Below are 23,460 nucleotides of genomic sequence, written 5' to 3'. Positions count from 1 at the left end.
TTTGGAACTCCCTTTGGATAAAGATTTGGTTTGGATTGCAATTTAGAGTAGTTATTAGGTACATAGGTCAGTATAGAGACAAAAAAACAGTGTATCCATATTGCCAAGATACACCGTTTATTGGAATAATACGACAGAGAGAATGATGACTATATTCCCGATGTCGCTTTTCTTATCTGAGTTTTTACTTCCTGTAGAATTGCTTCTTTCTGATCGCCCCATTGCTCATCTGGGTTATGAACTGTCTTGGAACCTTTATTACTATAGGACCTAAGCACTCGATAAACTGAAGCCGAAAACTTATCAATGTCATCTTCTGGGAAATAGTCGTTCTTAAAAGCCGCTGTCAGAATCTTATCAGATGTTTCGTCTTTAACAAGTCCTCTTATGGCAATCATACAATAACCAACAATGGTTCTCTCAGATTTCTTGCCTTTGTGCCGCGCTAATATATCTTCAATAGCATGAATGACACGTTGATTCGAAGATGCCGGTTTAAGATTTTGCCATAGTGTCAATCCAGTAGAATTGAACATTGTGGTTTCTTCAACCATTGGTGTTTCATCTTGTGGCTGAGGTGGAGCCAAAGTCTTGTCGTCGATATTGTCGGCAGACTTATGCTCTTTAAGATAAAAGCGCACACCTTCTATTCGCCCAATATTTATGATGTAGTTGTGGTTAAGTCCGCTATGTGCAGATGATTGTGTCTCATTTGTTTGTTCAAGTTTATCAGCATAGAGGGAAAAATCAACCTTGGCTGAGGGATGTTCCTTCTCATATTGCTCGCAGAAGTTGTAGGCAGACATAAAGCCATTAGCATACCGGCGTCCCACATGGGACAATTCCAATAATTGCACATTACTTTCTTGCTTGGCATTTGCATCATAGTATGCCTGTAGTTTATCCTTGGTCAGCTCGGAAATTAATACAACAAGCTTTTTGTCTTGATAGGCTGAAATAAAATGTTGGAACTCAGCTATAGCCTGATGGCTAAAGTCCCGATTTTTCCCATTCCATAGCGTGTGTAATTTGGGAACTGTGTACTGAAAATATTTTTCTGGCTCTATAATCATGGCTTGCGTTTACATTAAGTCAAACTTAGACATGGCACTGACCTTTGTTTCGTCGGCGACATCGATATAGGGCTTCATGGCCTTATAGTCACTGTGCCCCGTCCATTTCATTATTACGTTTGCTGGTATGCCAAGGAGGATGGCATTGCAGATAAAGGTTCGACGAGCAGCATGTGTTCCCATTAATTCATATTTCGGGCGTGTCTCGTCAATACGCTGCTGTCCGCGATAATATGTAATATGAACGGGGGAATCTATACCAGCCAGTTCGCATAACTCCTTCAGATATTCATTCATCCTTTGATTGCTGATGACGGGTAAAGCCTTGTCGTTCTTAAACGGCACATTCTTATATTTGTCAAGAATAGAACGGCTGTGTTTGTTGAGTTCTATCTTCAAATGGTCGGAAGTCTTGATTGTTGTGATGTCTATGTGGTCATCCTTAACATCACTTCGACGGAGATTGTAGGCATCCGAATATCTCAGACCCGTGAAGCAGCAGAATGAAAAAACATCGCGTACACGTTCCAAGTATTGCTTGCTACCTGGAATCTGATAGTCGCGTAATTGCTCTTGCTCTTTCCGAGTCAGGAAGATAATTGCCTTGTCAGGGTTCTTCAACTTGGGCTTGTATGTTTCGAATGCAACATTTTGATGGTATCCTTTTTTCATACTCCACCGCAAAAACCATTTCAGGAAACCAACTTGTTTAGAAATTGTACTATTTCGCATTTCCAATTGGTGACCGAGGAATTCCAGATAGTCGTTCAGGCCATCCTCCGTGAAATTGTCAAAGGAAATGTTGGGATTGAAATCGTGGAGATGGTTTCTTTGAGCAGCGAACTTCTCGAATGTGGCCTTCGTCCAATCATTCAGTTTGCCATTTTCCTCGGTAAACTCATCGTAGATTTCCCAGAATGTCTTCTGGTGAATAAGTTCTTCGGTCTTGGGGTCTTCAACTTTGCTCCTTGATGTATATACGTCTTTCAGTTGCTCTGTGGTAGGCATCAACTCCTGTAGTTCGAATTCCTTGAAAATATCCTGAATCAATGTGTAGCTCCGTGTCAACTCTGCATTTATTTCAGACGCAGGAACCTTTAACTTATTGGTGCAACCATTTTTCACTCTTTGCTTGGTAGCTTCCCACTTAGCAGCATCAATACGATAGGGCATAGTAAACTCAATACGTTGTCCAGAATAGTTCACCCTCATGCGGATAGGTACATTCTCGGTTATTGCCACACCGTTTTTCTTTCTCCCTTCAAGGGCAAAGATGATATTTCTCTTGATATTCATACGCTCTGCTATTTTATGGTTGAAAGAATGGTAATAAGACTATCTTCGATTTCCTCAGCCGAAGGAATCTCTTGATAGGCCAAGTCTGGCAATTCTCGCAAATAAAGGGACTGCAGATTATTCCACACTGCATGAAAATCTGCCAGCAAAAGAGAATCACCCATCGTCTTGCCTTGCCACCCATCGGGCTTTTCAAATTCCTGCTGATCGTGGTCGAACAATGCCTTCAAGTCTGCTTTGAAGTCTTCACTTTGTAAATAGGTGTGAGTCTCAGTGTCATGCAGAAGGAAATAGAGATCATAGAAGTGGCGAATCTTAGCAGACAGCTCTGGCATAGGATTGTCAGCAAGGGAACAACGGAGCAATGACACCAGTTTCTCTGTCAATGTGCGTCGTTTATCGAGGACGATGACTTCGAATGGTTGCATTTCGTATTGCTCAATCAGACTTTCATTACCACTTTGGATGATGAAGTCTGTCAGGAAACTGCCCAATGTGCATTTTTGCGAGGGGTATGGATTGGCAAAAGAGTTAATCTCCACTAAAAGTTGACCTGCCCTTATTGCTCCTACCTGTTCAGTTGCGACGGCTCGTGGATATGCATAAAATGCCTTGTGATAGTGAGAACCTTTGCTGGTTACTCCAGGGATAATTATTTCTTCCAATCCTGCGGTCATGTTCTTGGCTGTTCTGCGGATGAGGTTCTTCAACTGATTACCGCTCAATGTCCACGCTTCGGCTATTGCAACATCGATATCTTCTGAGAAGTGTGCCCCGATGCCGTATGCCTTCGAAAGACTGGTGCCACCCTTGAACACGGCCTTACCATCTTTGTCACCTTCTGCCATCAACTTCAGTGAACGGCAAATCCAGTAATCCTTCTCGATGAAGATGCTTTTGATGCCGAGTCCACCCTCATTCTTCGGACGTGATGCCGCGTTGATGGCATCGGCAAACAGTTGTTTGTTCTCGTGTAATCTCATAAGATATTCCAGTTTTTCTTGTTAGGTAATGTTTGCTCAGAGATGGGCAGCTTATAATTTGTAGTGCCATTAAGACTTTTCTTCAGAGATTTTGTATCAAGGTTGTTCAGTTCCATGATAGCCCCCAGAAGCGCTCTGACGTATGACGTGTAGTTCTCCGCCAGTTCCACCAACCTTTTTTGTTCCGCTTTGGAAAGAGCACAGATGGTATTGCCCAGTTGGACCACTATACTATCAGGACTACTTGCTGGTATTTCCTTGATAAACTTCAAAGCATCAAGAATCCTCAGAAGAGGAATGTTTTCCTCCTTGATAGGGTTGCGCTGCTGCAAGAAAGAGATGACATAATCCCCTCTGGTCAGAGGATTGCGATAGCGATTCGTACCGATCAAAATCGAAGAGGTGATTTGTGTAGTCAGTCCCATTGATGCGAACGCACTGTTTCCTGTGATATAACCGACTAACTTTCCATTCTTTTCCAAGAAATCCTTCGTGATTTCTTCTGGAACTGGCTTCAAAGTTCCAAAGATGGTCTTTCGTGGCTTATAGTACTTCCCCTTGGATAGCCTTTGCAGAGTACCTTGTTCGGTCAATCTGTTGAGTGCCTTAACCAATGCTCCCTGATATTGCATGGGCACGTTGAAGTCGCCAATGGTGAGAACAACACCATCGGGAGTGTCAGCTATCTTCTTCTTTACTTCATTACCAATTACCATATCTATAGCTATTGATGGTGCAAAGTTACAAAAAGTCTTGTTATTAACGCAAAAAACATGACTAAATTTGGCGTGATTAACGAAAAATTACCACTTGAAACACCTTTTTAACGCATTTTTATCCCAAAATTGCAACAATCTTGGGACGGGGGCGGTAGTCAATGTGCTTCATCATGTAACCATAATCCCACTCATAATCAGTGATTGCAAGTTTGGGTGTAAGTTCAAAATCTGCACCCAATTTTACACCCAAAAATGGCGATAGCGCATGAAATCCAGTGATATTGTGATTTTTAGCCAACCTCTGCAAGTAATTGATATATAGTCGTTTATGCGGTTTGTGATATTCTAAGTAACCATAAGTTTGAGAGCCTCTCTCTCCACAAACAAGGGTGCAAATCAACGAATCTTCGTGGTTTGCACCCTTTTTTATTATGTACGGAAAATTAGTTCTAGTGGAAACCTATTGTCTGATGGGATTGATAATTAGATGCTTTGTCTGTTTCATACCAGTGGTTTTTATAAAACTTGATGAATAATATAATACTTTCTTGGATTATCCGTTCTCACATATAGATGATTTCATCTAATTTGTGAGAAAATAGAATTTAATCCACATAATACATGAATACAACCCTGACTTTATCCCTGGCCGGCCTGACGCTCGCGTTGTCCCCGGCCAGCCTTCAGGCTCAGAACCAAGGGCGGAAGCCGATGAACATCGTGTTCATCATGAGCGACGACCACGCCTACCAGGCCATCAGCGCCTACGACAAGAGCCTCATCAGCACACCCAACCTGGACTGGCTGGCCCAGAACGGCGTGCGCTTCACCAACAGCTTCGTGGCCAATTCGCTCAGCGGACCGTCGCGGGCCTGCATGCTCACCGGCAAGCACAGCTACACCAACGGATTCACCGACAACAGCAAGACCTTCGACGGCAGCCAGCAGACCTATCCCAAGCTGCTCCAAAGAGCGGGCTACCAGACGGCCGTGGTGGGCAAGTGGCACCTCATATCCACACCCACGGGATTCGACTACTGGAACATCCTCATCGGACAGGGAGACTACTACAACCCCAACTTCATCGACAACGGAAAGCGCGTACAGATTCCCGGCTATGCCACCAACATCACCACCGACCTGGCACTGGACTGGCTCGACCGCCGGAGAAACCCCGACAAGCCCTTCTGCCTGCTCATCCACAACAAGGCACCCCACCGGGTATGGATGCCCGACACGTGCGACCTGGACGCCTTCGACGACCGCACCTACCCCGTGCCGGCAACGTTCTACGACGACTACCGGGGACGCCGGGCCGCCCAGAAGCAGAAGATGAGCATCATGAAGGACATGGACCTGGTGTACGACCTGAAGATGGCCGACAAGGAGAACCAGATACATTCCGACCCCGACCTGGAGAAATGGGGACGCGCCAACCTCTCGCGCATGACGCCGTCGCAGCGCGCCCAGTGGGACAGGCACTACGATCCCATCATCCGCAAGTTCAAGGAAGCCGGCCTGTCGGGGCGCGCCCTGGCCGAGTGGAAGTACCAGCGCTACATGCACGACTATCTAAGCGTCATCCGCAGCATTGACAGGAACGTGGGCCGTGTGATAGACTACCTGCGCCGGCACGACATGCTCGACAACACGATGATTGTCTACACCTCCGACCAGGGATTCTACCTGGGCGAGCACGGATGGTTCGACAAGCGGTTCATGTACGAGGAGTCCTTCCGCACCCCGCTGCTGGTGTACTATCCGGGCGGCAAGCGCGGCGACATCACGCAGATGGTCCAGAACATCGACTACGCCCCTACGTTCCTCGAAGCAGCCGGAGTGAGCGTTCCGAATGACATCCAGGGCGTCTCGATGCTGCCCCTGCTCAAGGGGCAGAAGCCCCGCAACTGGCGCAAGTCGCTCTACTACCACTACTATGAGTACCCCGACGAGCACTCGGTATGCCGCCACTACGGCGTCCGCACCTCTCGCTACACGCTGATACACTTCTACGACGACATCGACACCTGGGAGCTTTACGACCTGAAGAAAGACCCCGAACAGATGCACAACCTCTACGGCCGTCCCGGCATGGAGAAGCTGACGCGGAAGCTGAAGGCGGAGCTGGCCCGCCTGCGTGTACAATATAACGAGACCAACGTACCCGCAAAATAGGTTATAGGAAAATCGGCTGTCCCGGTTATTCCCCCGATTCGTACCCTGAATGGATACGGCGGGCGGAGTAACCGGGATTTTTTTGTGAGCCGGTCAAATCCATGTCATTTCGCTGCAAGGCCTCCGCAGCAATGCTGCAAAGCCCGAACAGCATTGCTGCAAAGCCACGGCAGCAACACTGCCAAGGCCTTGCAGTATTTTGAGTTGCTGAGTCTTTAAGTTCATGAGTGGTACAGGGAGGGATGTATAGTGATGGTGCTGTTTCCGGATGAGCCTTGCCAGCGAGAGAAGAGCTACTGATTTCTTTGACAAAAATTAGGAAAATTTTTGACCATGCGATAGTGCGGACATTACCATAAAATACATATCTTTGTAAAAACATATTGTTTTTGAACCTCTAACCCATGAAAGATGAATGAGAGAAACTCTTATATACGTGACGAGACGAAGCTCCCAAAGTATGGCAGAATGGCTCTGCCAGTGGGCAACAGGACGTGGGTGTCGGGCTGAAGAGTGAGGTAACAAAGCGTGAAAAACTAATACAAAGCATGGAAAGATTGACCCAAATGAAGTTACAGGTGGCGATTATCGGGTTTGGAAGGATGGGACGCTTCTATTTGCAGGAGTTTCAAAAGAACCCGAAATATGCGGTGAGTTACATCTGCGACGTGAGTCCGGTGTGTCGGGCAGAGGCCCGTCGGCTCGCCCCCGAATCCAAAGTGGTGGCCGATACAGACGATATTTTTGCCGATTCAGCTGTTCGGGTGGTGGTCTTGTGTGCTGTGGCTGCCGACCGTAGGGTGCGTATAGAGCAGGCTCTCTGTGCCGGTAAGCACGTGATAGCCGAGAAACCCCTTGCCGATACGGTGGCGCACGAGCGCGAGGTGGTGGAACTGGCGGACAGGAGCGACCTTATTTGTACGGTCAATCTGTATCTGCGCAATGCCTGGTATCATCATACGATGAAGCAATTCGTAGAATCGGGGGAAATAGGCGAACTGGCCATTTTGCGCATTTGCCACATGACACCAGGCTTGGCGCCGGGCGAAGGCCACGCATCCGAAGGTCCTGCCTTTCACGATTGCGGCATGCACTATGTGGATTTGGCACGTTGGTATGCCGGCAGCGAGTACAAGACATGGCACGCGCAGGGTATCAGGATGTGGAATTATAAAGACCCTTGGTGGGTGCAGTGCCACGGTACGTTTGAGAACGGGGTGATATTCGACATCACGCAGGGCTTTGTCTACGGTCAACTGTCCAAGGACCAGACGCATAATTCGTACATCGACGTGATAGGGACGAAGGGAGTGGTGCGCATGACACACGATTTCCGCACGGCCAAGGTGGAGTTGAGGGGCGTCACACAGACCCTTATAGAAGAGAAAGACTTCGGTGGGAAGAATATAGACGTGCTCATCGACCAGATGGCCGATGCTGTCCTATCGGGCAAGCTCGACCCACGGTTGCCATCATTTGCCGATGCTGCCATCGCTTCGGAGTATTCATGGGCCTTCTTCAACGACAGTCTGGAGCACGATTTACCAGTCAAGGGCGACCTGGCGATACTGGAAGAAATCAGGGAGCGACGCCGAAAGATGACCGATGGATACGGATTGTTGCCCCGCAAATAGGGCTTATAGTTTCGTTTATTGATACTAATCTAATCATAAAACATTCATTTTTAAATTCTAAAAGTTATGACAAACATCTCAAGACGGAACTTCATCAAAAGGGGAAGTTCGGCACTTGCAGGAATGATTATCGCTCCTAGCATTGTTCCAAACACGATATTGGGCAAGACGCATGGTCATGTGTCGCCCAGTGATAAACTGAATATTCTGGGCGTAGGTGTCGGTGGACGAGGTGCAGCCGACCTCGACGCCATGAAAACGGAGAACATCATCGGACTCTGTGACGTGGACTGGAAGTATGCCGGACACGTTTTTGAGAAATATCCGAAGGCCAAGCGCTACAACGATCATCGCAAGATGTATGGCGAGATGTTGAAGAATGCCGATGCCGTGATGGTGGCTACGGCCGACCACACGCATGCCATCATTGCGGCGGAAGCCATCGCCGCGGGCAAGCATGTGTATGTGGAGAAGCCCCTGACGCTTTATGCCTACGAGTCGCGCCTGCTCACCAATCTGGCGAAGAAACACAAGGTGGCCACGCAGATGGGCAATCAGGGGGCGTCGTCGGCCGGTGCTCGCCAGGCTATCAACTGGCTATGGAATGGCGAGATAGGCGAGGTGACACGCATCGAAGCCTTCACCGACCGACCGATATGGCCACAGGGCATGTCGGCACCGAAAGAGAAGATGGCCATACCGGCTACGCTGAACTGGGATGCCTTTATCGGTCCGGCGGCTTATCGGGACTATCATTCGGCCTATACGCCCTGGAATTTCCGCGGATGGTGGGACTTTGGTTCGGGCGCATTGGGCGATATGGCCAACCATATACTGCAAGTGGCGTTCAAAGGATTGAACCTGGGCTATCCCAGCGAGGTCATCGGCAGCTCTACGATGCTCATGACGGATGCCTGCCCGACGGCACAGAAAATCACTTATAAGTTTGATGCACGCGAGAATCTGCCCCGTCTGGGCTTGCCGGCATGCACGCTGACATGGTATGACGGTGGTCTGCTACCCGATTATCCCGAAGGACATCCGCTCGGCCAGAAGCTGGATGTGAACGGATGCTGTATCTTCTACGGCACGAAAGACACGATGGTAGTGCCCTGCTATGGGCACAGTCCCTACCTGTTGTCGGGCAGAAATCCGGTTGTTCCCGAACGCCTGCGCATCGTCAAGGGCGACAACCACCAGCAAGACTGGATTCGCGCATGCAAGGAGAGTGCCGACAGCCGTGTGCCGACAGCTTCTGATTTCAGCGAGGCAGGTCCTCTGAACGAGATGATAGTGATGGGTGTGGCAGCCGTGAGATTACAGGAATTGGGCCAATGGCTGAAGTGGGATGGCAAGAATATGAGGTTCACGAACATCCCGGCTGGCAAGAAGATACGTTCAATCATCGAAGACAAGTTCCATATTCACGACGGTCATCCTACGTTTGACCGTACGTACAGTGAGCCGGTAGATGCCAACGAATTGGCAGAACGACTCATCCGACCGGTGTATCGCAGTGGGTGGAAACTGCCAGAAATGCCTGTATTGTAGTAGTTAAATACTTAATTCAACAGATTTATGAAACATATATTATTGGCAACTGCCATCACAGCTACGTTGCTGGCAGCATGTGGTAACAAGACCAACAAGTGTAATTGTGAACATTGCACGTGCACATGTGAGGCGTGTGCAGGCGAGAAAGACGGTTCGGGCAAGGCTCTTGAGGCCGGCAAGGATTACAAGATAGCCGACAGAGCCATCGTTCCTATAGATAAATATGTGGCCGACAAGGATGGATTCATCACCCTGTTCGACGGCAAAACACTCACAGGATGGCGCGGTTACGGTATGGATGGCGTGCCAAAGAACTGGAGTGTGGAAGATGGAACTATCCATCTGAAGGGTTCGGGCAATGGAGAAGCACAGGCAGAAGACGGTGGCGACATCATCTTTGCACACAAGTTCAAGAACTTCGAATTGCAGTTTGAGTATAAAATATCGAAGGGTGGCAACTCCGGAGTGTTCTATCTGGCACAGGAAGTGACCGTCAATGAGAATGGGAAAGATGTCTACATCCCCATCTGGCAGTCGGCTTCGGAGTATCAGGTACTCGACAATGCCAACCATCCCGATGCTCAGTTGGGTGTCGATGGTAACCGTCAGTCAGCCTCTCTGTATGATATGATTCCGGCAAATCCGCAGAATGCAAAGCCTTATGGGCAGTGGAATACGGCCAAGATAATGGTATATCAGGGCACGGTGGTTCATGGTCAGAATGGAAAGAACGTCGTGGAATACCACTTGTGGACTCCGAAATGGACCGAGATGCTGCAGAACAGCAAGTTCAAGGAGGGTGGCGAGTTCCCCGTTGCATTCCCCTTGCTCAACAATATGGGTGGCGACAACCACGAAGGATATATCGGTTTGCAGGATCATGGCAACGATGTATGGTATCGCAATGTGCGTATCAAGGAACTTAAATAAGCACATCCGACTATGACGAATAGATTTTTGTGTTCATGCCTGGCCCTGTTGTTGATAGGGTCTGGCATGGTCTACGGCCAGCGCCGGCCTCGTCCACAGCGCCAGTTCATGCCTGCCAAGGAGATGGCCTTGCAGCTTTACTCTATCCGCGACTTGATAGGTGATGCCGAAAAGTATGCCCAGAACCACGCAAGGGTATTCAAGCAGCTGAAGCAGATGGGATATACAGCGGTGGAGGCTGCCAACTATGTTGATGGAAAATTCTATGGTGTGTCGCCCCAACAGTTCAGGAAAGACGTACAGGCGGCCGGACTCGTATCGCTGTCTTCCCATGCTACCCACGGTCTGAGTGCCGAAGAGCTGAAGAATCACGACTTCGAGAGTGCTATGAAGTGGTGGAAAGAGGCCATCAAGGCACATAAGACGGCTGGCATGAGCTACATCGTTACACCGTGGACCGACGTTCCCAACACACTCGAAGAGGCACAGACCCTGTGCGATTATCACAATGCCGTGGGCAAATTGTGCCGTGAGTCGGGACTATTCTATGGCTATCACAACCACGCGCATGAGTTCGGTAAGGTAGGCAATGAGATGTGGTATGACTACTTCGTGAGCCACACCAATCCCGAATATGTGTTTTTCCAGATGGATGTCTATTGGACTGTCATGGGGCAGCAGAGTCCTGTGGCCTTGTTCAAGAAATATCCCGGCAGATTCAAGTTGCTGCATATCAAGGATATGTACGAGTTGGGTGAAAGCGGTATGGTGGGATTCGACGCCATCTTCAAGCATGCCAAGGAAGCCGGTTTGCGTGGTTATGTGGTCGAGATGGAGGCTACCGACGGCACGATAGACATCATGGAAGGCCTGAAACGATGTGCCGACTATCTGCGTCGCAGTGAGTTTGTGAAGCCCAGTTACGTGGCGAAATGAGCATGATATAACAGGAAAGGGGAATGATGCACACTGCATCATTCCCCTTTTTCGTATGCCTGCCATTCGAATATCGATGTGGCAAATATTCTTAGTGACTGTCTTCTACACGGTAGCTCACCTTCACTGTCTTCTCTTCTCCCGGCAGCAGCGTGAAGTAATTGTCTTCGTAGAGCACGGGGAGAATCTGTTCGCCGTCACTGCCTTTCAGATTCAGGCGCACATAGTAGGCCGGAACGTCCGACAGGTTTTTCACTGTCATGTGGCCCACCATCTCGTCTCCCTGCTGCTCGAAGTGCTGACCGAACTGCAATTTTGCTTCGGGCAGTGCCTTCAAAGCCTGATAGTCGGCATCCGAACGGGCTTCGATATAGAAGTTGTCGGTCACTTTCTTGCCGTTTTCTTTCAATGTGAGACGCACCAGGCGGATAGGTAAATCGGCCGATTGCAACTCGGCCACACGTACAGTCTGATCTTCTGCCACACCGGTGCGATGAGTTCGTGTGCTAATCTTGTTACCCTTGATGTCAAATTGTTCTTCTACTATCTCCAACTGATGGGCTTGCAGGGTGGTGTTGACCACTTCAATCTGCTTCGTATGCGCGTTGAGCTGCACGTGCAGTGGCTCACATGCCTTCTTGATACCGAAGTAGGCAGCTGTGGGTTCGAGGTAGTAGTCGTAGGTTTGCCATACCATTGACGGCCAGCAAGGATGACTCATCCACATCAACATGCCCTGTCTTGTCTGCTGGGCCGACTCGTACATGGCGCGATGCAGGTCGTAGTTAATCCATTGAGCCTGCTCTGTAAAGGCCTTGGCACTCTGTATCTGGCCGAATCGGGTGGCTATCATCTCGTTGAAGCTGGCACCGCGCTGCGCACCCTTCTGGGTGAAGTCGTGCTGTGCCCACGAGATAGATTGCGGCCAGAGATGTTCGGGTGCAAGCATGCGCTGTAGGCTTTCGTAGCTCACGATGTTGGGCAATCCGCGCTCAGAGTGGAACTTCTCGCCTGTATGGGCGAAATACCAGTAGGCCGGAACAGCCCAGTAAGGACCGTGACCGCTTACTCCGTCGTCGGCCGAACTGGAGATATAGCCCAGTTGCGGATGTTCCCTGGCAATGCTCTTGCGCAGTGCCTGGTCGAGCGTAGCGGGCGGATAGCCCTCGTTTCGGCCCACATAGATACCGATAGAGGCATGCTGGCGGATGCGGTAGATATAGTCGTTGGCATTGTCCATGAACATGTTTTCGTTGTAAGGATCAGGTCCGTCCCACGGATTAGCGAGCCAGAAGTCTTGCCAAACCACGATACCATACTTGTCGCAAGCCTCATAGAATTCCTCATCGCCTATCTGTCCGACCCAGTTGCGAATCATGGTGAAGTTCATATCGCGATGATAGCGCACGGCAGCGTCGTATTCGCGGCCACGGTAGTTGAGGTTGGTCTCCGAGAATCCCCAGTTTCCTCCCTTCGGGTCGAGCCTGTGCCCGTTGAAGAATATTTGCAGGGCTGTATCCATATTTTGATAAGACACCTCTCTGATGCCGGCTTTGTAGCGGATGGAGTCTGATGTTCCGTCCATCTCTACGGTATATCCTGCGTCGTAGAGATAGGGCTCGCCCATGCCGTTGGGCCACCAGAGACGCATCTTGCGGTCGCGCAGTTGCGGGTAATCGGTCGGCAAGAAGCTGACGTCCTGCGTGGTGTTGGCGTCGAGACGCACTTTCTTTTCAAACTTGATTTGCCCTATCCAGCCACGGACGATGGCATCTACGGCACGGTCCAGACCGTTGGACACGCGCACGGTGGGAGTCATCGTCGCCAGCGTGTCGGGCGTATTGAGCTTTGTGGTGACCATCGGGTCGGCCACGCTCACACCGTTGGTGGCATTCAGATATACATCGTTCCAGATACCTACTTCGCGTCCCGGTGTCGATGTTATCCAGTCCCAACCGATGCTGGCATGGAATGTGGGGTTGTCAGCACCCAATGCTCCACCGTTGAGGTCGGTGCTTTCCTCGTTCTTAATCTTCACGATGCCGGGATGAGCGTTGTGGATAACCTTTACTTCCAAGGTATTCTCGCCTGCCTTGAGATACTTCGTTACGTTGAATCTACCACGTTTGAAAGCTCCCTCTATCTTACCGATGGGGCTGCCGTTGAGGCTGATTTCGGCTTTCCAGTTGATGCCGTTGAAGTTCAACCACACCTGTTTGCCGGTGTATTCAGCAGGCACGGTGAAAGTGTTCCGGTAGTTGAAGTCGGAGTTGAAGAACGATTCAGACACCTGTCTGAGATTGTTGTCGAAGTTGGTCTGGGGCAATGCGCCGATGTTGGCGTAGCTGGTAAGCACCGTTCCGGGTACGGTTGCCGGAATCCATTGAGTATCGCCGGCACGGCACAACTGCCAGTTACCGCCGTCGAGCCAGTAGCGCCCGTCTTCCATTCCGCGCACCTTGGCCGGTTTGGCTGTGAGTCCGCCACGTCCCATCACTTCCATCTCTGCCAAGGCATAGCGCCCTGTCGGTCCGGGTTTCTGCAACAGCAGGCGCACGTAGCGGGCACTGCCCTTGCATGCTATCTCCTGAACGGCCCGTTTGCTGGCCGTCAGTGGGGCAGCGTCGGTCCAGGTATAGCCGTCTTGTGAGGTCTGTATCTTACCCTGCTGAGGACTTTCTATCCAGTGCAGGCGCACACGGTCGAAGTCTGCTTTCGTGCCTAAGTCCACCTTCAGCCATTGCTCCTGTCGGCCATCGGCCACCCATGCGCTGGAGAAATTCCATGCCGGTGTCACTTCGGTGATGCTGCCCGACCGCTTGAAGTCGAGGCTGCTCACTTCCCAATAGGCACAACCCGGCATGCGGAAGCGCACGCGCAGATATTTCTGATGGAAGTCTCCGATAGGGACTGTCTTCAGCAAGGCGCGCAATGGCAGCCTCACGACGTCGGTCTGCTTGTTGGGGTCAGAGCTTACCATCTGCTTTGTAGCATTGCCGGGCAGTCCCCTGCCGGCGTCGGCATAGAGGCGTTTCCACTTCGTTCCGTTGTCCGATCCCAGGATTTCGATGCTGTATCCCTTGGTAGCCTTGTCGGGATAATAAGCTATCTTCACATCGAAGGCAATGGCGTTGGCCTGTGGCAGCGTGCCGTCCCAGTGCATCTGGAGATAGGTGTCTTCTCCTTTAAGGAAGTTGGATGTGTGGATGTTCTGGTCGAAAGCGCGTTCCTTGTTGCGCAGGTCGAGCGTTCCGTCGGGGGTGGAGACCGTAAGTGTGTTTGGTTTTGCGGTCGAAGTGATGCCGTCGGTAGCCAGCTGTGCAGTCAGGTTGTAGTCTATCGACGACGAGGCGATAGCTGCTCTGTGCAGGGCTACATTGCGATACGTGTTGTCTACCGTCATCGTCGGGGCAAAGTTTTCGCATGCTCTTCCCGGATAGAGTCCTATTCCGCGCGTACGAGCGTGGTTGTCTGCCATTGCCAGCAGGCACATCGAAGCCATCATAGTAGTTAAAAAATAACGTTTGTGCATATAGGAATTTGTATTAATAGATAGTTTTTTGACTCCTGCAAAGATACGAAAAATAATCAATAAGGTATTGATAGCCGGATAAAATAAATAAGGTGAATTTAGTGCAGGGGCTTGGCAGCGATGCTGCCTCGGCTTTGCAGCATTACTGTTTGGCCTTTGCAGTGGTGCTGCCGAGGCTTTGCAGAAATGTAGGGAAACATAAAGAGCGTAACAAGCTGGATACCGTTACGCTCTTTTCTGTTGTCCTAGGCGGATTCGAACCACCACAAACAGAACCAAAACCTGTTGTGCTACCATTACACCATAGGACAATTAAGCGGTTGCAAAGGTAGTGGTTTTTTATGTTACTACCAATTTTTTAGTTGATTTTTTGTGATTTTACTCCACTGAAGCGTTCTGCGTTGTCGCCGGGTCGGTCATGATTCGGGTGTAGGACTGGACAAAATCTACAGTTGAAACGACTTTGTAGCCCTTGCTGGAACACAGAATGGCGATGCCTCCGGCATCTGATGGAAGGAAGTCTACGATTTCTTCCTTGTCTCCGTTGACGTAGATAAACTTCTTGTTGCTGGTTTCCTTGGTACTGGCAACGCCTTTGGTATCGAGGTATTTGGTGGCTTCGTTCACGTAGTAGCGCATGTCGCGGATGGTCTCGCGGTCGTCGGCGTTGCCTACAGCCATCCAGCGATTGAACTGTGCGCGTGTGGGTTGGATGAAGACGATGCTGCCCGGACGCAGATATATGGTGTTGGGCGAAGTCTTCTTAGGGGTTGTAGCATAGGCCGAAGTGGCAAGAATGGAGATGGCGAGGGTAAACATCATTGCAAACACCCACGTGTTGAGGATGCTTCTCTGGATACGTAGATAATTCATTTTCAGTAGTAGGATACGGATGGGAGGAATCTATAGAAACAAGCATGTACCCAGCTCCGCAGTGCGGATGATGGGTACACGTTTATGAAATTACTTCACGGTGATGAGGAAGTAGTTCTTCTTGCCTTTCTGCACGAGCAGATATTTGCCGTCGATGAGGTCGTCGGCACTTACCATCTGGTCGAAGGCAGTGAGCTTCTCTTTGTTCAGCGATACACCGCCGCCCTTGACGAGCTTGCGCATCTCGCTCTTGCTGGGGAAGATGTCCATGCCTTCCTGGCAGAAAACCTCGATGGCCGGCTGGCCGAACACGCTACGGTCGATGGTGTAGGTGGGTACGCCGCTGAACACATCGAGGAATGTAGCTTCGTCGAGTTTCACCAGACTGTCTTTCGTGGCCTTGCCAAACAGGATGTTGCTGGCCTCGATGGCCATGTCCAGGTCTTCGCGCGAGTGTACCATCGTAGTCACCTCTTCGGCCAGACGACGCTGCAATATGCGGCGCCCTGGGTCTTGCTGGTGCTCTTCTACGAGAGCGTCGATGGTCTCTTTCTCAAGACTTGTGAAGATTTTGATGTATTTTTCGGCGTCGTCGTCGCTCACGTTGAGCCAGAATTGATAGAAGGCATAGGGCGTGGTGCGGTTGCGGTCGAGCCAGATGTTGCCGCTCTCAGTCTTGCCGAACTTCTTTCCGTCGGCCTTGGTGATGAGCGGACAGGTGAGGCAGAATGCTTCGGCCTCGTTGCCGAGCGTACGTCTGATAAGCTCAGTTCCCGTAGTCATGTTGCCCCACTGGTCGTTTCCGCCGAGCTGTAGTTTCACTCCGTGCTTCTCGTAGAGGTGCAGGAAATCGTAGCCTTGCAGCAGCTGGTAGGTGAACTCGGTAAACGAAAGGCCGTCGTTGGCTTCGCCGCTGAGGCGTTTCTTCACACTGTCCTTGGCCATCATGTAGTTTACGGTGATGTGCTTGCCCACTTCGCGGGCGAAATCCAGGAAGGTGAAGTCTTTCATCCAGTCGTAGTTGTTCACCATTTCTGCGCGGTTGTCGTCGGCAGAATCGAAGTCCAGGAACTTGGCTACCTGTGCCTTGATGGCCTCTTGGTTATGGTAGAGGGTGGCAGTATCAAGCAGATTGCGCTCCTGACTCTTGCCCGAAGGGTCGCCAATCATACCTGTAGCACCGCCCACGAGAATGTATGGCTTGTGTCCGCAGCGTTGCAAGTGGCGCAACATCATGATACCACAGAGGTGGCCGATATGTAGTGAGTCGGCAGTAGGGTCGGTTCCCAGGTAGGCCGAAACTGTTCCTTTCATCAAAAACTCTTCAGTACCCGGCATCATCTGTGCCAGCATACCGCGCCATTTCAGTTCTTCTACGAAGTTCTTTATCATAATTGATCGTTGATAATCGACGGTGGATAATGATGATTACCCCTTGTCTCTTATTGATTGTAAGCGTTAATATTTTGTTTGAATGTAATTTCTCTTTGCTTTTTCAGGGTACAGGGTCGTATCCACTGCCTCCCCAGGGGTTGCAACGCAGGATGCGCCAGATGGCCAGTGCAAGCCCTTTGAACGGTCCATGCTTCAGGATGGCTTGCCGGGCATACTCCGAACAGGTGGGCGTAAAGCGGCACGAAGGCGGTGTGTAGGGGCTGATAACAGCCTGATAGAAACGGATGGGCAGTATGAGAAGCCATCCCAGGGCGCGCATCAATGTGCGGAGGAGGTTGTTGAGGGTGCTCATATCTTCTCTGCTACACGTGTAAGCAGGCTGCATACACGTCGTTCCACCAATTTGCTTTCGGCCAATGTGTCGCTCAGCCAGATAAAGGCCAGGCTCACGCGAAAGTTGGGTTGACCAGCCACGCGGTCGATAATGGTATATTTGTTGCGCCTGTAAGCCTCGCGAATCTGACGCTTGACGCGGTTGCGCTTGACTGCCCGCTTGAAGCAACGCTTCGGTACGCTCACCAGTATGGCCACTTGTGCGCCTTCGACGGGCGCATCCAGTTCCTCAACCATATAGACCATTCGCAGTGGGTAGGCCGACATGGAGCGGCTCTGCCCACCCGAAAAGAGCTTGTCTATCTGCTTCTTGCTGGATATGCGCTCTGCCTTGGTCAACGTCTGCGGACGGGATTCGGCCATGGGGGTAGGATGTTAATCCGGTTTATTTGTTCTTTTTCAGGAATGCCTGTAGCGCGCTTGTCATGGAAGGGTATTCCTTGGAAGGCGCCATGAAGTCGAGATTGTAGCCTTCTTCCTTGACGGCTGCGGCGGTAGCAGGGCCAAATGCCCCCACGTGGATGCCACGGTCTTTGAAATCAGGCATGCTGGTAGCAAGAGACTTGACCCCAGTAGGACTCACGAAGATAACCATGCTGTAGTCGAAGTTCTTCACTTCTTCCTCGGTCAGGTCGTCGCTTACGGTGCGATACATCACACATTCGGTATGCTTGAGATTCTTGGCGTCGAGCAGTTTCTGTATCGTGTCGGAGTGGACATCGCTCATTGGGACGAGGTATTTCTCGTTCTTATGCTTCACCATTGTAGGGATGAGGTCGTCTATCTTGCCCGTAGAGCCGAAGAATATCTTGCGTTTGCGATATTGGGTGTACTTCTGTATGTAGAGCGCAATGGTCTCTGTGACGCAGAAATACTTCATATCTTCAGGTATGGTAATACGAAGCTCTTTGGCCAACAGGAAATAGTTGTCTATGGCATGACGCGATGTGAACACCACGGCAGTATAGTCTAGGATGCTGATTTTCTGTTGCCGGAACTCACGGCTGGATATTCCCTCGACCCTGACAAACGGACGGAATACGAGTTCTACGCCATATTCTTTCGCAATATCATAATAGGGAGACTTCTCGCTGGAAGGCTTGGGCTGAGAGATCAATATCTTCTTCATCGTTCTGTGTCCTAAAAATTAATTTTCAAATATCCATTCATTGTGACCAGTGCTCCCCACAAGGCAAGCAGTGGTAGGATTTCAAGGGCACAAAAGTACAAAAAATTTTGCACAAAAAAGGTTCTTCCTCTAAAAAAGATAAGGTGAGACTTATAGAATAGTAACAATTTCAACAAAACCAATACTATTATTACGTAAATTGAAATTGTGGAGACCGTCAGATTGAAGAATGCCAGAAGCATGATGGCCGGGAACAGGACGACTCCCTCCATAGCCCCGATGAACAGGTAGGAGTGCAGCCATTGTATGTTCCGACGGCGGTCGAAGAATACCCAGTTGATGAACGAATAGAGGATAATCTTGAGCAGGAAATAGCTCGCTATGAACCCTGTGTAGATGCCTATGACCTGATATTGCTCGATGACAAACGTATCGTTGAGCTGGGCCTTGGTATAGAAAAAGTAGAGCAGGGACAGGAGCAGACAGGTCTGGAAGATGAGAAATATCTGGAATCGCATCTCTCCGCCGGTCTCGCTGACGGCTGCTGGGCGGTCGCTGTGCTGTACGTAGAAGAAATTCTTGGCTTGCCTGAGGATGAAACGCCGCGACTGCGAAAATGCCAGCATTGTCAGGATGAAGCTTCCCAGCAGTATGCTGGTGATGAGATTGTCGCCGGCCACGGTGTAGGGGACGGGGTCGCCGGCTACTCCGGGACGTCCTCCACGCAGTTCGGGATGAAACAAGGAGTCTTTCGAGAAGAACGACTCCTTGTAGTATTTGGGCAGACTCACGTCGCGAAAGCTGCGACCTACGGGATGGCCCGGCAAATGTAGCGTGTCGGGCTGGTTGCTCCAGTGAATCTCCGAGGGCTTGATATGGGCCTGGATGGCAGAGTCTTGCTGTTCGGGCGTGGCATTCTTAGGCAGCCAACTCAGCACCTGGGCCGGTGTGAGTTGCTTGTGTGGGCGCGCAGTGGTGGATACCGACTGCGCTTCCTGTTCTGCTACTGCCGTAGAATCTGCCTGTTGCCACATGACGAGATAGACTTAGAGATTGAACGCGCGTTTGATGTCGGCCACGCGGTCGAGCTTCTCCCATGTGAAGAGTTCCACGTCGATGGTGCGTGTCTCGTGATAACGGCTGCTGAAAGTCTTCTTCACCACTTCGTTCCTGCGACCCATATGGCCGTAGGCTGCGGTCTCCAGATACATCGGCTGGCGCAGTTTCAGGTCGCGCTCGATGGCTTTCGGGCGCAGGTCGAACAGCTCTTCTATCTTCTTGGCAATCTCTCCGTCGCTCATGGCAACGTGGCTACGGCCGTAGGTGTTGACGTAGATATTCACGGGCTTGGCCACACCGATGGCATAGCTCACCTGTACGAGCATCTCGTCGGCCACGCCTGCTGCCACCATGTTCTTTGCAATATGGCGCACGGCATAGGCTGCCGAGCGGTCTACCTTGCTGGAGTCCTTGCCCGAAAAAGCTCCACCGCCGTGAGCACCCTTGCCTCCGTAGGTGTCTACGATAATCTTTCGGCCGGTGAGTCCGGTGTCTCCGTGAGGGCCACCGATAACGAATTTGCCTGTAGGATTGACGAAATACTTGATGTCGTCGTTGAATAATGCCAGCACTTTCTCGTCGCAGCGAGCCTTCACACGGGGTATCAGGATGGTCTTTACATCCTCGCGTATCTTGGCCAGCATGGCATCATCGTCGTCTGTCCCGTCGGCTTTCTTGATGAAGTCGTCGTGCTGTGTACTCACCACGATAGTATCTATGCGCTGCGGAATATTGTCGTCGCTGTACTCGATGGTCACCTGGCTCTTCGAGTCGGGGCGCAGATAGGTCATGAGCTTGCCTTCCTTGCGGATGGCAGCCAGCTCTGTCATGAGCAGATGGGCCAGGTCGAGCGATACGGGCATGTAGTTGTCGGTCTCGTTGACGGCATAGCCGAACATCATACCTTGGTCGCCGGCGCCCTGTTCTTCCTCGTTCTGGTGGTCGACACCGCGATTGATGTCGTCGCTCTGTTCGTGGATGGCCGAGAGGATGCCGCATGAATTATAGTCGAACTGGTATTCGGCCTTGGAGTAGCCAATCTTCTCGATGGTCTTGCGCGTGATGGTGGGCAGGTCGACATAAGCCTCTGAGCGTACCTCGCCCATGATGACTACCTGTCCTGTGGTGCAGAACGACTCGATGGCACAGCGTGCCTGCGCATCGTAAGCCAGGAATTGATCGAGCAGAGCATCGGATATCTGGTCGGACACTTTGTCAGGATGTCCCTCTGAAACTGATTCTGAAGAGAATAAATAAGACATAATATAACTTCCTTTCTAAATATACATACACTTGATGTATGTGTTACGTAACTTTGAATGTGCAAAGTTACGACAATTCGCCGACACGGACAAAGATTTTACGGGAATCATTGGCAAGGGGGTGTTTTTTAGCCCGATGAGTGCCAAAAAGGCAGATTTGGGACATAAGGACAGAGGAACAAAAGAGACATATTTATTGGGTGAGTCTTTGAGTTCATGAGTTGGTGAGTTGTAGGACTAACGAGAAATACTTCTCTATTGTCAATTCTCGACTTTCAATTATCAATTATCTATGTGGAGTACCTATCGGCACTCATCCTTCCTCGCACATCTTGTCCTACGGTTTACGCTTCGCTCCAACCGTAGGCTATTATGAACTGTAACCGCGTTGCGGTTAGTCTCGTTGTCCATCAACAAATCATAGCGGTAAAACCGCTACAGTTTATACTAGCCGATGTGTTGTCGCACAGCGACAACCGTCGGATAAGAGAATAAATAAGGGAAGAGTGCCGATAGGTACTCCACATGGCAAATAAGTCTTTTAGTTTTTAAGTTGGTGAGTTGTAGGGGCTGCCCTTACTTGCGGACGCGGCATGCCGCGTCCCTACAATATCCTCAATCCCCTACCTAACCTATTATCAGCTCTCAATGATAAATCATCAATTTTCTCCTGAAACTTATTACTTTAAAACTCGACTCGTCTACTTGTCTCTTGTCTACTCGTCAACTTCAAAAAACTGCCAAGCCTCCGCAGCATCGCTGCAAAGCCCTAACAGCAGTGCTGCAAAGGCCAGACAGTGATACTGCGGAGGCTTGGCAGTAAAACGATGGAAATCTAGTACTTGAATGAACTGCCGCCCAGGAATTCGCGCAAGAGGCTTGTGGGCGGAATGTCGTGGTTGCTGATGGGCTGGAAGTAGCGCAGAAACTTTTTCAGGCGATAGGCTTCGCTATACTCTTCGCAGTCTTCGGGTACTTGCTCCAACAGGGGTTCGGCCTGTGTCTTGAGCACAGCCAGTTCGAAGAGCATGGCCGTATTGAACATGGCATCGGCATTTTCCTGATAGGGGAATATCCATTTGTTTTCGCCCGCTCTTACCGATGGCCAGCGGTGGATGGTCTCCTGTGCGGTGACGCCACGATACTTGAAGTCGCGCACTATGCGTCGCAAGAGTCGGTTGTCGGTCGTGGGTATGTAGTTGTGGTCGTCGAGCAGGATGGTGGTCAGGGCCGAAGCGTAGACGCGGAACTTCTGTGCTTCGGGTATCTGCGCCGTCAGTTCGGGGTTGAGTGCGTGTATGCCCTCCACCACGAGTACGTTGTTCTCGTCCATACGGAGCTTTTTCCCCTTCATCTCGCTTTTGCCTGTCTGGAAGTTGTAGGTAGGCAATTCCACCTCTTCGCCGTTGAACAATGCCGTGAACTGCCGGTTGATGAGTGGCAGATTGAGGGCGTAGAGACTCTCATAGTCGTACTCTCCGTTGGCATCTTTGGGTGTGGTGTCGCGGTCTACAAAGTAGTCGTCGAGCGAAATCTGCAAGGGCTTGATACCGTTGGTCATGAGTTGGATGGACAGCCGCTTGCACGTGGTGGTCTTGCCCGATGACGACGGGCCGGCCAGCAGCACGAGTTTCACACCCTTGCGTCGTGCTATCTCTTCGGCTATCTGTGCTATCTTCTTCTCCTGAAGGGCTTCCGACACATTGATAAGCTCTGTGGTCTTGCCGTCTTTCACGGCTTCGTTGATGTCGCCCACGGTGCGGATGCCCATGATGTCTTGCCATTGATGGTGTTCGCGAAATATCTCGAACATCTTGTCTTGGTCGGTCATTTCGGACAGAAGTGACGGGTCGGCTTGCGAGGGGATGCGCAACAGTAGTCCCCGGTTGAACAGTTCGAGTCCGAAGAGATAGAGTCCGGAGGTGTTGGTGAGCAGCGAACCGTAGAAGTAATCCACGAAATCGTCGAGCTGATAATAGGTTGTGTAGAGCGTGCCGGCATTCTGGAGCAGTTTCACCTTAGCCTCGTCGCCCTTGGTTCGGAACATTCCGATGGCCTCTTCGGTGGGCACTTCGAAGCGCCGGAAGGGGATGTGGGCGTCGATAATCTGCTGCATGCGCGTGCGGATGCGGTCAGCATCGTCGGCCGTTATCTCTCGGCCTATCTGCAGGTTTACGTAGTAGCCCTTGGATACGGGAATGTCTATCACCACCTCGGCGCCCGAATAGAGGTCGTGTATGGCCTTGCAGCATACCATGAACAGGCTTCGCGTGTAGCATCGCGAGGCCGAGTTGTTGTGCATGTCGAGAAATTCGATGTCTTTGTTGTGGTAGAGTCGATAGTTCATCCCCTCTACCCTGTTGTTCACTTTTGCATTGACAGGCCCGTAGGGCAAATTCAGATTTAATTCATTAAAAACGTCAGAAAGTGTGCTTCCGATTGCAACCTTTAGAGTTTTTTTATTATTTTTGCAACGTATTTGTAACATTTGTTTCATTCGCTAAATAAATATAAATT

Annotated in this window: 19 protein-coding genes and 1 tRNA gene; 5 read left to right on the top strand and 15 right to left on the bottom strand. The window is 50.5% G+C overall.

Going from position 1 to position 23,460, the window contains the following annotated elements:
* Nucleotides 1-149 precede the first annotated feature (149 nt).
* Genes ACZ42L_RS09785 through ACZ42L_RS09770 form a run of 4 tightly spaced genes read right to left on the bottom strand, consistent with a single transcriptional unit; the run spans nucleotide 150 to nucleotide 4,068 of the window.
* The gene (locus ACZ42L_RS09785; RefSeq protein WP_464715984.1) at nucleotides 150-1,073 is read right to left on the bottom strand and encodes a hypothetical protein; all 924 of its coding nucleotides are present in this window, start codon (nucleotides 1,071-1,073) and stop codon (nucleotides 150-152) included.
* A 9-nt stretch (nucleotides 1,074-1,082) separates the two neighbouring features.
* Nucleotides 1,083-2,369, bottom strand: a complete 1,287-nt coding sequence (locus tag ACZ42L_RS09780) for a site-specific integrase (protein ID WP_464715983.1) — start codon at nucleotides 2,367-2,369, stop codon at nucleotides 1,083-1,085.
* An 8-nt stretch (nucleotides 2,370-2,377) separates the two neighbouring features.
* Entirely contained in the window at nucleotides 2,378-3,352 is a 975-nt protein-coding gene (locus tag ACZ42L_RS09775; RefSeq protein WP_464715982.1) for a nucleotidyl transferase AbiEii/AbiGii toxin family protein, read from the bottom strand.
* Complete coding sequence (locus ACZ42L_RS09770) at nucleotides 3,349-4,068, bottom strand: DUF6088 family protein (RefSeq protein ID WP_464715981.1); 720 nt, start codon at nucleotides 4,066-4,068, stop codon at nucleotides 3,349-3,351. Before ACZ42L_RS09770 ends, ACZ42L_RS09775 begins: the two co-directional genes overlap by 4 nt.
* 624 nt (nucleotides 4,069-4,692) lie before the next feature.
* Here ACZ42L_RS09770 and ACZ42L_RS09765 point away from each other — a divergent pair.
* Nucleotides 4,693-6,246: a sulfatase family protein gene (locus ACZ42L_RS09765; RefSeq protein ID WP_464715980.1), complete on the top strand. Its 1,554-nt coding sequence runs from the start codon at nucleotides 4,693-4,695 to the stop codon at nucleotides 6,244-6,246.
* A gap of 25 nt (nucleotides 6,247-6,271) precedes the next feature.
* Here ACZ42L_RS09765 and ACZ42L_RS09760 read toward each other — a convergent pair whose 3' ends face one another.
* Nucleotides 6,272-6,628: a hypothetical protein gene (locus ACZ42L_RS09760; RefSeq protein ID WP_464715979.1), complete on the bottom strand. Its 357-nt coding sequence runs from the start codon at nucleotides 6,626-6,628 to the stop codon at nucleotides 6,272-6,274.
* A gap of 184 nt (nucleotides 6,629-6,812) precedes the next feature.
* On the opposite strand from ACZ42L_RS09760, the gene ACZ42L_RS09755 reads away from it, so the two are divergent.
* The 4 genes from ACZ42L_RS09755 to ACZ42L_RS09740 all read left to right on the top strand — a co-directional run bounded on the left by ACZ42L_RS09755 (nucleotide 6,813) and on the right by ACZ42L_RS09740 (nucleotide 11,300).
* Nucleotides 6,813-7,880 carry a Gfo/Idh/MocA family protein gene (locus tag ACZ42L_RS09755; RefSeq protein WP_464716998.1) on the top strand — a complete coding sequence of 356 codons (1,068 nt, stop codon included), beginning with the start codon at nucleotides 6,813-6,815 and terminating at the stop codon, nucleotides 7,878-7,880.
* A 66-nt stretch (nucleotides 7,881-7,946) separates the two neighbouring features.
* Entirely contained in the window at nucleotides 7,947-9,431 is a 1,485-nt protein-coding gene (locus ACZ42L_RS09750) for a Gfo/Idh/MocA family oxidoreductase (RefSeq protein WP_464715978.1), read from the top strand.
* A gap of 27 nt (nucleotides 9,432-9,458) precedes the next feature.
* Nucleotides 9,459-10,364 carry a 3-keto-disaccharide hydrolase gene (locus ACZ42L_RS09745; protein ID WP_464698709.1) on the top strand — a complete coding sequence of 302 codons (906 nt, stop codon included), beginning with the start codon at nucleotides 9,459-9,461 and terminating at the stop codon, nucleotides 10,362-10,364.
* A 12-nt stretch (nucleotides 10,365-10,376) separates the two neighbouring features.
* A complete protein-coding gene (locus tag ACZ42L_RS09740) occupies nucleotides 10,377-11,300 on the top strand; it encodes a sugar phosphate isomerase/epimerase family protein (protein ID WP_464698710.1) in 924 nt (307 codons plus the stop codon).
* 91 nt (nucleotides 11,301-11,391) lie between these two features.
* Here ACZ42L_RS09740 and ACZ42L_RS09735 read toward each other — a convergent pair whose 3' ends face one another.
* From ACZ42L_RS09735 to ACZ42L_RS09690, 10 genes are all read right to left on the bottom strand, one after another.
* Entirely contained in the window at nucleotides 11,392-14,805 is a 3,414-nt protein-coding gene (locus ACZ42L_RS09735) for a glycosyl hydrolase 2 galactose-binding domain-containing protein (RefSeq protein WP_464715977.1), read from the bottom strand.
* A gap of 267 nt (nucleotides 14,806-15,072) precedes the next feature.
* Nucleotides 15,073-15,143, bottom strand: a tRNA-Gln gene (locus ACZ42L_RS09730).
* 67 nt (nucleotides 15,144-15,210) lie between these two features.
* The gene (locus ACZ42L_RS09725; protein WP_464715976.1) at nucleotides 15,211-15,705 is read right to left on the bottom strand and encodes a hypothetical protein; all 495 of its coding nucleotides are present in this window, start codon (nucleotides 15,703-15,705) and stop codon (nucleotides 15,211-15,213) included.
* Nucleotides 15,706-15,795: 90 nt separating this feature from the next.
* Nucleotides 15,796-17,097: a tyrosine--tRNA ligase gene (tyrS, locus tag ACZ42L_RS09720; RefSeq protein WP_464715975.1), complete on the bottom strand. Its 1,302-nt coding sequence runs from the start codon at nucleotides 17,095-17,097 to the stop codon at nucleotides 15,796-15,798.
* A gap of 103 nt (nucleotides 17,098-17,200) precedes the next feature.
* Nucleotides 17,201-17,452, bottom strand: coding sequence for a membrane protein insertion efficiency factor YidD (yidD, locus tag ACZ42L_RS09715; protein WP_464715974.1), 252 nt, complete (start codon nucleotides 17,450-17,452; stop codon nucleotides 17,201-17,203).
* Nucleotides 17,449-17,856 (bottom strand): ribonuclease P protein component, encoded by a 408-nt coding sequence (rnpA, locus tag ACZ42L_RS09710; protein WP_464715973.1) that lies wholly within the window; start codon nucleotides 17,854-17,856, stop codon nucleotides 17,449-17,451. Before rnpA ends, yidD begins: the two co-directional genes overlap by 4 nt.
* Nucleotides 17,857-17,878: 22 nt before the next feature.
* Nucleotides 17,879-18,622: a uroporphyrinogen-III synthase gene (locus ACZ42L_RS09705; protein ID WP_464715972.1), complete on the bottom strand. Its 744-nt coding sequence runs from the start codon at nucleotides 18,620-18,622 to the stop codon at nucleotides 17,879-17,881.
* 11 nt (nucleotides 18,623-18,633) lie between these two features.
* Entirely contained in the window at nucleotides 18,634-19,656 is a 1,023-nt protein-coding gene (locus ACZ42L_RS09700) for a DUF4271 domain-containing protein (protein WP_464715971.1), read from the bottom strand.
* Nucleotides 19,657-19,668: 12 nt separating this feature from the next.
* Nucleotides 19,669-20,943 (bottom strand): methionine adenosyltransferase, encoded by a 1,275-nt coding sequence (metK, locus tag ACZ42L_RS09695; RefSeq protein ID WP_464715970.1) that lies wholly within the window; start codon nucleotides 20,941-20,943, stop codon nucleotides 19,669-19,671.
* Nucleotides 20,944-21,778: 835 nt separating this feature from the next.
* Entirely contained in the window at nucleotides 21,779-23,440 is a 1,662-nt protein-coding gene (locus ACZ42L_RS09690) for a nucleoside kinase (RefSeq protein WP_464715969.1), read from the bottom strand.
* Nucleotides 23,441-23,460: the final 20 nt, after the last annotated feature.

The sequence above is a fragment of the Prevotella mikamonis genome (assembly GCF_055381405.1).
This window is presented reverse-complemented; position numbering and strand designations above follow the sequence as displayed.